General features: G+C 36.0%; 15 protein-coding genes. 8 read left to right on the forward strand and 7 right to left on the reverse strand.

Going from position 1 to position 14,027, the window contains the following annotated elements:
• The first annotated feature begins 23 nt into the window (after positions 1–23).
• On the forward strand, positions 24–1,454 hold the full coding sequence (locus tag MKX29_RS19700) for an aldehyde dehydrogenase (RefSeq protein WP_341108316.1): 1,431 nt from the start codon (positions 24–26) through the stop codon (positions 1,452–1,454).
• Positions 1,455–1,550: 96 nt separating this feature from the next.
• On the opposite strand, the gene trhA is transcribed toward MKX29_RS19700, so the two are convergent.
• Entirely contained in the window at positions 1,551–2,198 is a 648-nt protein-coding gene (gene trhA, locus MKX29_RS19705) for a PAQR family membrane homeostasis protein TrhA (RefSeq protein WP_095373078.1), read from the reverse strand.
• A 130-nt stretch (positions 2,199–2,328) separates the two neighbouring features.
• Here trhA and MKX29_RS19710 point away from each other — a divergent pair, with 130 nt between their 5' ends.
• Positions 2,329–2,901: a DUF1836 domain-containing protein gene (locus MKX29_RS19710; RefSeq protein WP_281202575.1), complete on the forward strand. Its 573-nt coding sequence runs from the start codon at positions 2,329–2,331 to the stop codon at positions 2,899–2,901.
• 219 nt (positions 2,902–3,120) lie between these two features.
• On the opposite strand, the gene MKX29_RS19715 is transcribed toward MKX29_RS19710, so the two are convergent.
• The 5 genes from MKX29_RS19715 to MKX29_RS19735 all read right to left on the reverse strand — a co-directional run bounded on the left by MKX29_RS19715 (position 3,121) and on the right by MKX29_RS19735 (position 8,609).
• The gene (locus MKX29_RS19715) at positions 3,121–4,128 is read right to left on the reverse strand and encodes an LLM class flavin-dependent oxidoreductase (RefSeq protein ID WP_281202576.1); all 1,008 of its coding nucleotides are present in this window, start codon (positions 4,126–4,128) and stop codon (positions 3,121–3,123) included.
• Between the two features lie 218 nt (positions 4,129–4,346).
• Positions 4,347–5,477, reverse strand: coding sequence for a CAP domain-containing protein (locus MKX29_RS19720; RefSeq protein WP_341107223.1), 1,131 nt, complete (start codon positions 5,475–5,477; stop codon positions 4,347–4,349).
• A 618-nt stretch (positions 5,478–6,095) separates the two neighbouring features.
• Entirely contained in the window at positions 6,096–6,260 is a 165-nt protein-coding gene (locus MKX29_RS19725) for a hypothetical protein (protein WP_224938356.1), read from the reverse strand.
• 46 nt (positions 6,261–6,306) lie between these two features.
• On the reverse strand, positions 6,307–7,254 hold the full coding sequence (locus MKX29_RS19730; RefSeq protein WP_224938355.1) for a MerR family transcriptional regulator: 948 nt from the start codon (positions 7,252–7,254) through the stop codon (positions 6,307–6,309).
• A 290-nt stretch (positions 7,255–7,544) separates the two neighbouring features.
• Positions 7,545–8,609 (reverse strand): AbrB family transcriptional regulator, encoded by a 1,065-nt coding sequence (locus tag MKX29_RS19735; protein ID WP_341107225.1) that lies wholly within the window; start codon positions 8,607–8,609, stop codon positions 7,545–7,547.
• Between the two features lie 199 nt (positions 8,610–8,808).
• Here MKX29_RS19735 and MKX29_RS19740 point away from each other — a divergent pair, with 199 nt between their 5' ends.
• Positions 8,809–9,459 carry an AAA family ATPase gene (locus MKX29_RS19740; protein WP_224938500.1) on the forward strand — a complete coding sequence of 217 codons (651 nt, stop codon included), beginning with the start codon at positions 8,809–8,811 and terminating at the stop codon, positions 9,457–9,459.
• 289 nt (positions 9,460–9,748) lie between these two features.
• Here MKX29_RS19740 and MKX29_RS19745 read toward each other — a convergent pair whose 3' ends face one another.
• On the reverse strand, positions 9,749–10,522 hold the full coding sequence (locus tag MKX29_RS19745; protein WP_224938353.1) for a methyltransferase domain-containing protein: 774 nt from the start codon (positions 10,520–10,522) through the stop codon (positions 9,749–9,751).
• A 201-nt stretch (positions 10,523–10,723) separates the two neighbouring features.
• On the opposite strand from MKX29_RS19745, the gene MKX29_RS19750 reads away from it, so the two are divergent.
• From MKX29_RS19750 to MKX29_RS19770, 5 genes are all read left to right on the forward strand, one after another.
• Entirely contained in the window at positions 10,724–11,104 is a 381-nt protein-coding gene (locus MKX29_RS19750; RefSeq protein ID WP_224938352.1) for an XdhC family protein, read from the forward strand.
• A complete protein-coding gene (locus MKX29_RS19755) occupies positions 11,079–11,876 on the forward strand; it encodes an XdhC family protein (RefSeq protein ID WP_281202579.1) in 798 nt (265 codons plus the stop codon). The genes MKX29_RS19750 and MKX29_RS19755 overlap by 26 nt, the downstream gene beginning before the upstream one ends.
• Complete coding sequence (locus MKX29_RS19760) at positions 11,848–12,471, forward strand: nucleotidyltransferase family protein (RefSeq protein WP_251161728.1); 624 nt, start codon at positions 11,848–11,850, stop codon at positions 12,469–12,471. The genes MKX29_RS19755 and MKX29_RS19760 overlap by 29 nt, the downstream gene beginning before the upstream one ends.
• A 194-nt stretch (positions 12,472–12,665) precedes the next feature.
• Positions 12,666–13,115 carry an SRPBCC family protein gene (locus MKX29_RS19765; protein WP_341107227.1) on the forward strand — a complete coding sequence of 150 codons (450 nt, stop codon included), beginning with the start codon at positions 12,666–12,668 and terminating at the stop codon, positions 13,113–13,115.
• Positions 13,116–13,133: 18 nt separating this feature from the next.
• Positions 13,134–14,027: an FAD binding domain-containing protein gene (locus MKX29_RS19770; RefSeq protein WP_281202580.1), complete on the forward strand. Its 894-nt coding sequence runs from the start codon at positions 13,134–13,136 to the stop codon at positions 14,025–14,027.

The raw sequence follows: 14,027 nt of genomic DNA on the forward strand, positions 1-14,027 counted from the left end.
GATTCACCTCATTTTTTTAGTATATATTCAAGAGAGTAAAACCATTTTCCTGCAGGAGGTATATAAAATTGAAAGTAGAAAGAGGGAAGAGCATGGAAAAGAATATTTTAGCACAGCAAAAAGCATTCTTTCATACGGGTAAAACAAAAGCACTTACATACCGATTGGACGCATTATATACATTAAGAAGTTTAATTAAGAAGAACGAAAACAGCATAGCGGAGGCTTTGCAAAAAGACTTACGGAAATCATTTTTTGACTCCTTTTTAACAGAGATTGCTGTTTTACTAGAGGAAATAAAATTTACAATTAAACATGTGAAAAAGTGGTCGAGACCTGCAAAAGTAAAATCATCTTTAACTACGTTCGGTTCAAAAAGCATGATTTATCCTGAGCCATATGGTAATACATTAATCATTGCACCATGGAACTATCCTTTTCAATTAGCGATTGCGCCATTAATTGGTGCAATCGCTGCAGGCAATACAGCAGTCATCAAACCTTCCGAATTAACACCTCACACTTCTCGTTTAATTGCTCATCTTATTGAGGAGCATTTTCCAGCTGAATATATTACAGTTGTGGAAGGTGGCGTGGAAGTTAGTGAAAATTTGTTAGAAGAATCTTGGGATCATATTTTCTTTACTGGGAGTGTAGCAGTTGGTCGACACATAATGAAAGCAGCCGCTAATCATTTAACACCTGTTACGTTAGAGCTGGGAGGAAAAAGTCCAGCAATTATTCATCATGATGCCCAAATGAACCATGCAGCCAAAAGGTTAGTATGGGGGAAATTCTTAAATGCTGGACAAACATGTGTAGCACCCGATTTTGTTTATGTCCATCAAGAGATTCATGACAAGTTTCTTAAGGAAGTTACAGCTCAGATAGAAAGTCTCTATGGAGAGAATGCAATCGAAAATACGGCTTACACAAAGATTGTCAATGAGAAGCATTTTAAGAGGCTTGCTACATTTTTAACTAATGGTCAATCTTTTTATGGGGGGAGAGTGGATGAATCAAATCATCTGATCGAACCGACCATCTTAACTGAAATTAATTGGCAAGATCCAATTATGCAAGATGAAATTTTCGGACCGATTCTTCCAGTATTGAGTTATAAGGAATTAGATGATGTCATTAGCAAAATAAATGAACAACCGAAACCGCTGGCACTTTACCTTTTCTCAGATGATAAAAAAGTCCAGCAAAAAATCTTGCAATCAATTTCCTTTGGTGGTGGTTGTATCAATGATACAGTCATGCATTTAAGTTCCCCACATTTACCATTTGGTGGTGTAGGCAATAGTGGAATTGGATCTTATCACGGACGGGCAAGTTTTGATGCATTTACGCATTATAAAAGCGTCTTAAAGCAAACAACAAAAGTGGATTTTCCATTTCGGTATCCGAGTGAAAAATCATTAAAGCTATTAAAAAAGCTAATTAAATAATGAATAGAGAAGGGCTAAATGAGCAGAATAGACATCTATCTCACTTAGCCCTTCATTTTATACACAAACATAATATTCCTATGACCATTCAATTAATTAAAGAACGTAGCCATATACGCTAATAAAGTGACAAAGCGTTCCTAATAAGATAAAGATATGAAAGATTTCATGAAACCCCATATGTTTAAATTCCATGAATTTAGGTTTGACCGCATAAATAACGCCACCGATTGTGTAAAATACGCCCCCTTGAATTAACCATACGAGTCCTGCTGTACTCAATGCTTTACTTAATGGGAGGAAGGCGATGATGATAACCCAACCAAGAAGAATATATAAAAAAGTGGATAACCATCTAGGACAACTAAACCAGACCATTTTAAATAATACACCAAGAATGGATGTCGTTATAACGAAAGCAAATAAACTTATTCCTAATACGCCATCAAGTGCGATTAAACAGAAAGGTGCATAAGAACCAGCAATTAACACGAAAATCATGGAATGGTCAACTTTTCTCAAGAAAGCAATAACTGTATGTTTTGCTCTTACCCCATGATAAGTGGAGGAAGCGAGATAAAGTAACATCATACTAATACCGAAAAAAGTAACAGAGAATATGGCAATGTTTGTTCCGTTATGTAATGATGCTTTGATGATTAACGCCAGTAAACCTATAAATGACAATATTGCGCCAACGAAATGAGTTAAGCTATTGATGGGTTCTCTTATAAACGACATGATAACACCCCTAATAATATTATAAGTAGTTTTTAATACTACATATAATATTACTACTAACTATAATATATAGTCAACATTTACATTTCTATTGATAGGATGTATGATAGGAAGAAAAATAATGAGGGATAAAATGATGGAAAAACAAGAAAGAATCAGACAAGGAAAGCCGATTCGCATGGAAGACATTCCGTCTATCGCTTTATATATGGATCAAGTCATACAACTGTTTGAACAAAACTACCATTCTTATAAACGAAATGAAGATGAGAAAATCTTAACAAAAACAATGATTAATAATTATGCCAAAGGAAAACTATTACCACCCATTAAAAATAAGCGCTACAGCAAAGAACATATATTAACGATGAGCCTTATTTATCAACTAAAAGGCATTTTATCGATTCAGGACATTAAATCAACGTTAGAAAGTCTGAACGAGGAAGTACAAAAAGAAGAGGTGAATATAGAAGACGTTTATGATATGTATGTTGACATGATAAATGAGAATGAAGAACAATTTAATGAAAATGTTGACTGGATGGAGAAATCGATGGCTCAAAATTATAATGAAAAAATCTCCCAACCGAACAATGAAATGAAAGAGGTATTAATGATTAACTCATTGGTCCATATGAGCAATCTTTATCGCCGGTTAGCTGAAGCAAAAATTGATTCACTTTCTAGGGAAGAAAATAGGAAGTGAATCAGATTCTCACCCCATATACATATTTAAATATTGAAGCTGTACCAACATGGATAATAAGCTAAAGATGATAAAAGAGGGATGAGGAAGGGTGCTCCGTACCATAACTAAAGCCAAGCAACGCAGATTTCTAAGTACGACCCTGTATGAAAGAGAACAATGGGGTCGAAAGCAAACATGTAAACTAGTTTTCATGTTTGCTTTCGATGATCAAAGTTCTTAAGCGTTTATTTCCTTCATTACATTCGCCACATGCTGATAAGATGCTTTTCTTTTATCATGGTCATAGATTTGAGCATTGACGATGATCTCATTGGCGCCAGTTTCGCCAAGGAATATTTCAAGCTTTTCTTTCACTTTCTCAGGACCACCAATAATGGAAGAACCTAATTGTTGTTGTAATAATTGTTTCTCAATAGGTGTCCAAACTTCGTCCATATTCTCAACAGGAGGCAACATCCTTCCACGTTTATTACGCATCATGCCTAAGAAAGATTGGTAAAGAGAACTTGCTAGGTATTGTCCTTCTTCGTTTGATTCCCCTGCAATGATATTCACCCCAACCATTACATAAGGTTCTTTTAATACATCAGATGGTTTAAAGCTCCGGTGGTATAGATCAATTGCTGGTAGTGTATTGTCCGGTGAAAAATGGCTAGCAAAAGAGAAGGGCAAACCTAACTGACCAGCAAGTTGCGCACTATAACCACTTGAACCAAGTAACCATATTGGAATATTCAAGCCTTCTCCTGGAACCGCTCTAACTGGTAATGGTTGTTCTGAGCGGGAAGGATCAAAGTAAGTTCTTAATTCTTCCACTTGTTGAGGGAAATCTTCGGCATCTGTTCGTCTTGTCCTTCTTAATGCCGCCGCAGTAAGTTGGTCAGTACCTGGCGCACGACCTAGGCCTAAATCAATTCTTCCTGGGTAGAGTGATTCGAGTGTACCGAATTGTTCAGCAATCACTAAAGAAGAGTGATTTGGTAACATAATGCCCCCAGATCCTACTCTAATTGTATTGGTAGCGCGGGCAATATCACTTATAACAATAGATGTGGCTGAACTAGCAATCCCCGGCATATTATGGTGTTCAGCCAGCCAATATCTCGTATAACCTAAGTTTTCTGCATGTTTGGCTAAATCGCGCGAGTTCGCTAATGACTCACTAGGTGATCCATCTTCAAGGACTGGTGCTAAATCTAAAACAGAATATTTTATCGTTGACATCGTTTTCAGCTACTTTCTTTTTAGTATCTGTACATATTGTAGCAACTTCTATTACATGAATGAAATTATCTGCTTTAAAAATGAATGATTCGGTTATTAAAATGTTATTTGATATGATCATTAAAGCAAAGCTCATTTAACCGTTTGTCTTAAGAGTGAATAGTTATATTAAATGGTTTGTAGTATGAAAAAGAGCATGTCAGAGCAGTTCTGCATGCTTATCTTTTCGTATAAAAATTTTCTGTGAAATAAGGCTGGTTATCGTCATTAAATGCCACGCCAACACCAAGAAGCTGGTAATCTTCTTTAAGAATGTTTTTCCTATGTCCAGCAGAATTCATTAAGCCTTCATGGGCAAAAATACTACTAAATTGGCCATAGGCTAAGTTTTCGCCTGCTGTTCGGAACAGAATATCATCCGCATTCATCCGGTCAAACGGCGATTCACCTTTTAAGTTATCATGACCGAAATAATTATTAACAGCCATATCAGCACTATGATCTCTAGCTGTTTGTCTCACGGGATCATCCCAAGTTAGTGTAGGTAAATGATAATTAACTCTTTCAGCATTTGTTAAATCAAATAACTGGAATTCAAAACCTTCCTTTAAAGCTGCACTTTTTTTACCATAGAATCCAACTTTATTAAGTTCAAGCTCTTTAGCAATTAATTGAATGGCAGTTACTTGGTTATTTTCATGAATATCATAGAAAACCGTTAAATAACTATCATCGACCTCATAAAGTGCATAATTACTGTCGGTTGCATATTGATAATTGGTTATACCTTTACGAATCGCGCTAATCGGTTCCCCGAATATCTCTGTTACTTCCTCTTTTGTCATATTCATTTGAAAGCCGTTTTTAGAAGTAATTAAATCTTGATTCGTATAGATGCCATTAATTAATTCATTTTCATCGTAAGAAATCATGATGAAGTGATGATAATTATCATGATAAGCATGCCATTTACTACCGTATTCATTTGATGTAATTCTTTGTGGGGATCCTAATGTATTCTCAACTTCCGCTTTCTTCTCACCGATTTCAAAATTATAGACTGAAATTGTTTGGCTATCAGGTTCAGATAATGCGGGCTTCTCGACTGATTCCTCTTCTGCCGGAGGAGAGTCATTAGGTGAAGGCTGGATCCATTGTTCAAAATTGATAATCATTTGATTAAAAGCAGTAACAGCATCTTCTGTAAAGCCTTGAACATCTTTTTCTTCAATAGTTGATTGAATTTCTTTCAAGTGTTCGCTGGTTTTATCCCCTAGAGCTTCACGAATTGACGGCCAACTTATATAAATAAGTATACATATTAAGAAAAATATACTAATCTTTTTCAAAATAGAATTCCTTTCTAACCTTGATACTACTCTTTATTGCCTAAATTATAGTCTCGTTAAACATAGGTAACAACTCATTTGACTTATCCATAATTACCCACTAAGGATATATTTCCTATTATTTACAGAATAACATAATCTGTTTATGAAAATATAGTTTTGTTTTAAAGAAAAATATTTGGGCTTTCTCATAGTAGGAGGAGTCATTGAATGGAGAGATAATACACCGAATAAACGGGGAATGGGACCGCTTTTAAGAAGAATAACAGAAAAAGGGCTGAGACATAACTAAATGACCTAACCTCAAAGATGAACAATAACAAATGAAGAACTATAAAAAATCAGTTGCAAAAAAAGTCCGTCCTCTTGCACTACAGCCACTCACTTTCCGCGGGGAGGGAGCTGAGCCTCCTCGGCATTGCCTGTGGGGTCTCAGCTTTCCTTCTATTTCTCGTTGGAGTCGAGTGTCTTCCGCTCCATCCACTATTCTATAGGATATAAATCACACAAAAAAACCGAATGATTAGAAGTTGTATGCTCATAATCATTCGGATATATCCTTAGCTAGAATACAATACTTCTCTTCCAGCTTCTTTTAGAGGGTATTATCAGGTGTATTTAGTCTTTAAGCATTTGCATTTTGTGTTCAAATTTTTCAAGTTTTCTTTTTAACATCTCCATTTTCGATTCCAGTTCATCTAGACGAAAATCTACACGATGATGATCATTGTCCATTGTAACTAATAATTCATCCACATGATGCGCTTTTTGCTGATTTTTCATTTGATAAAGACCCCTTTATATTGAGGGGATACTCGCCCCTACGAATTTATTTTTTCCACTTTTGCCACCATTTCTTTTCTTGCTTACTCGCTGCGGCATCTCGGAAAGACAGCATCATATCTTGAAATGCGTCTTCTCGCTCACGTAATCGATGTAAATATTCTTCATGTTCTTTTCTCATTGTTTCGACATAAATATCACGATCTGCATTCATACTCTCTTTTAATTCATTTATTTCATTGCTAAATTCTGTACCTGTTAATTCTTGCGAGCTAGAAATATAATGAATCATTGTTTTGAACTCTTCAGAGGATGCTTCTGAGGATTCGGTTATTTTGTTCGTGATATAGTGCATCTGGTCTGTCGTTCGCTTCGACTGTTTCGCAACTCTTTTTGACAAGGTTTCGAGCGCTCCGGAGCTTTGTTTTGAAGCATGCTTCCATTCGTCAGTCATTTCTTGAATTTCTGCTTTCGTCTTCTCGTTGGATTTATAGATGGAGTCTGAAATGGTTTTAACTGTATGAAGCGAATTTTTGGAAAGCTCCATTTTCATTTCTTCTACAACTTCTTTTTTAAAGTTCGTTTTTAATTCTTGCTTGATCTCTTGTAATAAATGGTCCTGGAATTGTGTCATGACCATAGATAGCTGTTCGATATTGAGAGGATGATGATCTTGCTCAGTTGTTGCTTCATGTAGGATAGGATTCAATGATGTTTCTAAGGGGTTCTCTTGTTGGTCTGCTATTGACTCTGAATCAAGATGTTGCTTAAGTAGTCTGCGAATCATTTTTTGACTTAAATTTTGATTACGCATCTTTTTGACGGTATCTAGTAAGCTAATTTCTTCATCTGTATAATATCTTGCCCCATTTTTTGATCGGGGAATGACTAATATATCCTTTAAATCTTTTTCCCACTGTCTTAATGTTCCCGGCGGAATATTTAACTGTTTAGATACTTCATTAATGGTATATGCTTGCATAATTTGATTCATGAATAACTCCCTTTCATCATAGTGTAATTTTTCATGTTTCGGAAGGGGATTCCGAACTACATAATAAATTCCGTATAATTAGCTATTCCGCATCGTAGCCCGTCTTTTCCTGCCTGCTGACAAAAGATATCAAAACAAGACGTTATTCCACAAATGTAGGCACTTTATAACGAAATTGACTATTTCGACAATGAATTTTGTAGATAAAAAATAGATTTACGAAGGAATAGGTAAATGGTCCTGAGGTGAGGATAGATCATTTAGGATAGGCAAAAAGGGTCACCAACTGGTTACCCTTTTACTCTCTTATATCGTAAAAATAGATATTTTAAACAAGGAGGTACAATAAAGAAGATGAAAAATACCCGAAAGAGTTGATAGCCGGTTACAACAGCCAACTGTGCGTCGACTTCATGGGCAATAATAGCCATTTGATCCATGCCACCAGGTGATAAACTTAAGAAGCTTGTAGCAAGGGAAAACTCATAAAAATGACTAAGAAGAAAGCTTAGAATCATTGAGATGACGATTAATAAAGCGCTGCTAAATACACCTAAACTTAATAATTTCCATTTGTTTTCAAGCTTTTCTGGATGCATCATGAGACCAATGTTAATACCAATAAAAACTTGTGCAATCTCAAGTAAGCTGTTAGGTAAAGCAGGACCATTAATATTAAGCAGTGTCATGAGGCTTGTTGCAATAATAGGTCCGAGAAGAAATGGGGTTGGTGCGTTCCATTTTTTAAAAATAATAGCTAAAATAAATGATAGAATCATAAATGGAATAATGTCAGGTAATAACTGCTGCCAGCTAGCTGTATGTTCATAATCTGGTAAAATATTCCTGCCATTATGGAAGAACGGACCAAATATGAGAAAAGGAACAAAAAAGATAATAAGTATTAATCTTACTACTTGTAAGAAAGTAACAACAGTCACATTCATTCCTTTTGTTTCTTCAGCTAATACGAGCATTTGTGACAAACCGCCAGGAATACTACCAAGCAATATCGATGGATAATGGATACCGGTTAATTTTGCAATGAAGAATGAAGTAATTAAACTGAACCCAATAATGAGTACTGTTAAAAATAACATGGAGGGTAGTTGGTGCAAGATGAACACCATCGCCTCTTTTGTTAATGAAAGGCCCATACTGTATCCAATTATAAAGATCCCGATGTTTCTAAAATATTTTGGCCAGTACAACGTCGTCTTTGATAGTATAGAATAAAGCATCATACTTGTTATGGATCCTAATAGCCAGCTTACAGGGATATGAAGTAGGGTGAAAATGCCCCCACCTGCTACGGCAATAGTAACTGCTAGCAATAGTGAATAGCTTTTGTTCATGTGCAGACCTTCTTTTTCTTATGAGAAATTTCGATTCTGGAAAGATATGTTTATCATACCATAGACAATAACATATTTTTAGTAAATGCTTAGGTGAGACATCCTAAAATCAGGAGGAGAGACCTTGCTAAGAAAAATAAAGAAAATAAGTAGTAGTCATGAAAATACCTATCCTTTATCCATTCCCACGATTGCATCAATGGATGAAATTCAATTTAAGTCACCTGTAACGTTCTTTGTAGGTGATAATGGTTCTGGCAAGTCAACCTTATTAGAAGCCATTGCCCACCAATGCGGTTTTAATGTGGCTGGAGGGAGTAGAAGTAATAGTTATGAATTACATGCCTCCGAATCTTCCTTAGCTCCCCACATTAGGCTTTCTTGGATGCCGAAGTTAACAAATGGCTTTTTCTTAAGAGCCGAATCTTTTTATCAGTTTTCTTCACATATTGATGAATTAGAACGGGAATGCCCAACAGGATATAGTGGTTATGGTGGCAAGTCATTACATGCACAATCACATGGAGAATCGTTTCTATCACTCTTTCTGAATCGTTTTGATGGAGAGGGTATCTATTTGTTAGATGAACCTGAAGCGGCATTATCGCCTGCAAGGCAGCTTGCTTTTCTTAGAATCATGCATGATATTGTCTCAGCAGAAGAGAGCCAATTAATTATTGCCACCCATTCTCCGATACTACTTGGCTTCCCTGGAGCAACGATTCTAAATTTCGATGAAGGTAGCATTGCGGAAACAACGTATGAAGAAACAGATCATTACCAAATAACGAAATACTTCTTGGAAAATAGAGAGCGATATTTACATGAAATATTTAAAGAAGAAGACTAATCAATACCTTGCTGTATAAACAAGGTACTGATTAGTCTTTTATGATCTTAAAGTTCATCAAAGATTAGTCATCGTGTTATATAAGATTACCCATCTTGTCTTTAGAAGAACCCAGCAATTATGACCACCGCAAACAAACATGGAAAATAAAAGACATGCGAGAGTTATAAGGAACACACTACTAAGAATCATGATTATGCTTAAGAGAATGAAATTTGGGTCTACCTACATGCAGGGTAGGCCCAGATTTATTCTAATAATGACTTTAATCCATAGACTTGTAAGGGATTTACACTTGTACTATTGTTATATATCGTTCATAAGTGATAGGTAATCCTTTAACGGTTTGATGTTTCTTGAAAATGTTAGTGATTTCTTGTATGTCGGAGCTAACTACTTGATAGATTTCTTCTTTTTGTCCAAAGCAACGATAGTGGATGAGATCAAGCGGTGAATGTAAATATTCAATCGTATGATACGGGTGAATTTCAAATTTCTTGAAAGGAGCCTTTGTAAAGATCTTTGTGAGATGTTGTTGAATGGGTATGTTATGTTGGTTGTTTGGAAAAAGTTTAGGAAACCAGTTTGATAACTCTTTTCCCTCATTTTCACCAGGGTGCAACCCTAAAATGAGCCCTCCTTCTTTTACGTAAAGAGGTAATTGATGATAAATAGATGTTGGCCCTTTGCGGATAATGGCAATATCAAAGAATGCTCGTTTAAAAGGAAGTACATGTTTTGAATGAGCAACAATAAATGATGTATTTTCGGGCTTTGTCTTCATTGCCGTCTGAATAAATTGCATAGAAGAATCGGCCCCAATCATTTGCTTGGCATATAAAGCATATTTTTTTGTGAATCTTCCATCCCCGCAGCCAAAATCAAGGGTAACTTTATCTTGTGTATGTAAACAGACAAGTTGATCAAAGATATTCTCTGCTATAGGTGAATCAATAGTAGATTGCCATGGGTATATGTATGCATTTCCGTTCTTGCTTATTTGCCTATACCATTCGGGAGAGTGAGGAGAAAGCCAATAATTGGATAATGTAGGATTTTTCAAATGAATACCTCCATATGTATGTTGGGTAATAAGAAGTCAAAAATTTCAAATAGTAATCTATTGTAAATTTTCTAAAAATTTAATTGACATAGTCAAGAAGTAACGATTATATTATTCTATATCGGAAACTTCGTTTTATAGGTAAAACATTCCAATTTTTATTTGTACTATTAAATATATACGCATTGGAGGGTGATGTCGATGACTAATGAACAGTTGGAAGTGATGAGGGCAATACAAAAACTAAAAGCCAAGAAGCTTCCTTGTGCGCTAGCAACAGTTATTAAAGTAAAAGGATCAGCTTATCGAAAAGAAGGGGCAAAAATGCTAATCGATGCGGATGGAGTTACTGTTGGATTAATATCGGGGGGCTGTTTAGAAGCAGATGTAGCAGAAATAGCCAAGGAAGTAATAAAGACAAAAGCTCCAATAATTAAAACGTATCATTTAGATGAAGACGAGGTATGGGGGTTAGGTCTTGGCTGTCCAGGAACGGTTCATATCTATATTGAACCTATAATATATACAACACAGAATATTGAGGAGGTGGATGAATGTGCAAAAGAAATTGGCGCCTTTTGACGCTTGGCTAGATGCGATTGACCAACAACAAGCTGCTGTTTTAATGACCATTACGGAAGCTAGTTTGTCACAAAAAAATTATCGGATTTGCTATCTGGAAAATCAATCCCCTATTGGATCTTTCCATGACCAAGAATTGGAATTGGCTGCTTTATCCATTGCTAAAGAAAAGTTAAGGCAATCCAACCCGCAATCAGAAAGTTTAATGATACAAGATGAGAATGAATTAGATGTAGACATATTCTTCGATGTATTTGTTCCATCACCTACTTTGATGGTGTTTGGTGCAGGACATGATGCGATACCTGTTGTTAAATATGCAGCAGAATGCGGGATGAAAACGGTTGTCATTGATCAAAGAAGCCTTTATAACAATGAAGAAAGGTTTCCTCATGCCGAAAGAATAATAGCTAGACCAGAGGATTTCACAGCATGTATTCGTGTAACAAATCGTACATATATTGTCGTTATGAATCATCATATTGAGAAAGATAAGCAGACATTAAAATTTGCCCTGTCTTCACTGGCTCCTTATATAGGCGTTTTAGGACCGAAATCACGACGTATCAAAATCCTCGATCAGCTTTATTTGGAAGGTTGTCACTTCACGTATACAGACTTACAAAGAATGCATAGTCCAATTGGTCTTGATATAGGAGCCGTATCCTCTGAGGAGATTGCTATTAGTATTGTTGCTGAAGTGATAGCAGTTAGAACAAGACATAAAGGAGGCTTTCTACAAGGTGCGGAATTTATCCACCAATCATCATAAACGTCCAATGAAAGCAATTATTCTCGCAGCAGGGTTATCTACGCGAATGGGGCGGACGAAGCAGTTGCTGCCATTTAAAGGGACAACTATGCTTCATTATGTCATTGAACAAGTATTAAAGTTACATTGTAAAGAAGTGATAGCAGTTATTGGTCATGATGCAGTTACCATTATGGAAAGAATTAAGATAAACAATCCTTCCTTTTCTTGGGCTTTTAATTCGGATTATGCCAATGGTCAATCGTCTTCACTGTACAAAGGACTTTCCAAAGTTGCCTTTTCAAAGGAAGATGCACTCGTTTTTTTAGGAGACGCCCCCTTTATAGAAAAGGAAACAAGTGAAATGATTATTCAAAGAGGGCAGCAGTTAGCGAGAGAGAAGAAACATCCAATATCTATAAGGCCATCATATGATCAAACGCCTGGCCATCCTGTCTATTTTGCAAACATCAACAATACAATGATTCATTCGATTCAACAACAAAGTGGGAAGAACTTTATTCAGACCATCCCATATAAGGAAGAAATTGCAGTGAATGACCGCGGTATTCTATTAGATATAGACACAATAAAAGAGTATGAAAAGCTAAAATAATAAATGGTTTTACATCCAAAACAAAAAATAGCCTTCTTCATCTAAAACAATCTTTTTTACATATTTATGTTTTATATAAGAAACGATATTTAGTTAACGAAACAAAAACATCCGTATTTTATTGACAAAATTTTTCGAAAAAATTAATATTATTACTATTAGCACAATTCAAAAAATATAAAGGGGAGAAAATAATGATCTTATCAGGTCAAGTGAAAATGAAAAAAAATTATAAAGATGTTTGGGATGCTCTTCACAACCCTCAAATATTAGAAAAAGCTATTCCAGGATGCAAAAGCCTAGTGTTAAAAGAGGACGGAACCTATGATGTTGAAATGAAATTCGGCATTGCTTCAGTTAAAGGGGATTACAAAGGAAATGTAAAACTTGAAGATATCGAAGCACCTGTACACTATCAATTAATAGCAGAAGGGAGTGGAAAACCAGGATTTGTTAAAGCAAAAATGGATTGCTATATTACTGCAGTTGATGAAGAAAAGTGTGAAGTTAAATGGGAATGTGATGCTGAAGTTGGCGGCATGATTGCAGGTGTAGGAAGCAGAGTAATGAGCGGTGTGGCGAAATTTATTGCTGGAAACTTTTTTAAAGATGTGGAGAAACAAATCACTTTACAAAAGGCGTAACGAAAGGGTGGCACGAGCATGAAACCATCAAAATTTAAATATTTAAAACCGTCAAGTGTTAATGAGGCACTAACCTATCTAGAAGAATACGCAGATGATTGTAAAATCATTTCTGGAGGGCAAAGTTTAATACCTGTACTGAATATGAGGCTATCTACCCCTGAGTTTTTAATCGATGTAAGCGGTATAAAGGAGTTAAATTATATTCGTGAAGAGGATGGATATATCGCCATTGGTGCACTGACAAGGCATGTGGAAGTGGAAAATTCACTATTAATTAAAGAAAAATGTCCATTGCTTATTGACGCAATTAAGTGGGTAGGTCATAAACAAATTCGCAATCGTGGGACAATTGGTGGCAGTATAGCTCACGGTGATCCTTCGGCAGAATTACCGTGTGTATTGACGACATTAAGAGGTGAGATTGTTATTGCTTCAGTGAATGAAGAGGAAGTTGTCGGTCCTGAAGATTTTTTTCTCACTTATCTCCTGACTTCATTACAAACAAATCAATTAGTGAAAGAAATCCGCTTTCCAATTATGACACAAGGAGAGAGAGTGGGGCATTCTTTTGTAGAAGTGGCGAGGAGACATGGAGATTTTGGCTTAGCAATCGCTGCAGCAGTAATTGAACTAGATAATCAAGGACTTATTCAAAAGGCACAACTAGCTGTAGGTGGTGTCAATCCTGTTCCTCTTATAATAGAAGAAGCTGAGGAATTATTAATAGGAAAGAAAGTAACGGAAGCTTTATTAAAAGAAATCGCTGAATTAACGAGTGAGTGTGTGGACCCAGAAGGAGATTTGCACGGAAGTGCTGATTATCGCAGGGAACTTATTGGTACCCTATTAAAACGTGCAATAGAAGAAGCAATAGCAAGAGCATGGGAAGGAGAAGAGAAGGTTGGATAA

The organism is Cytobacillus sp. FSL R7-0696 (assembly GCF_038006865.1).
Classification (GTDB): domain Bacteria; phylum Bacillota; class Bacilli; order Bacillales; family Cytobacillaceae; genus Cytobacillus; species Cytobacillus kochii.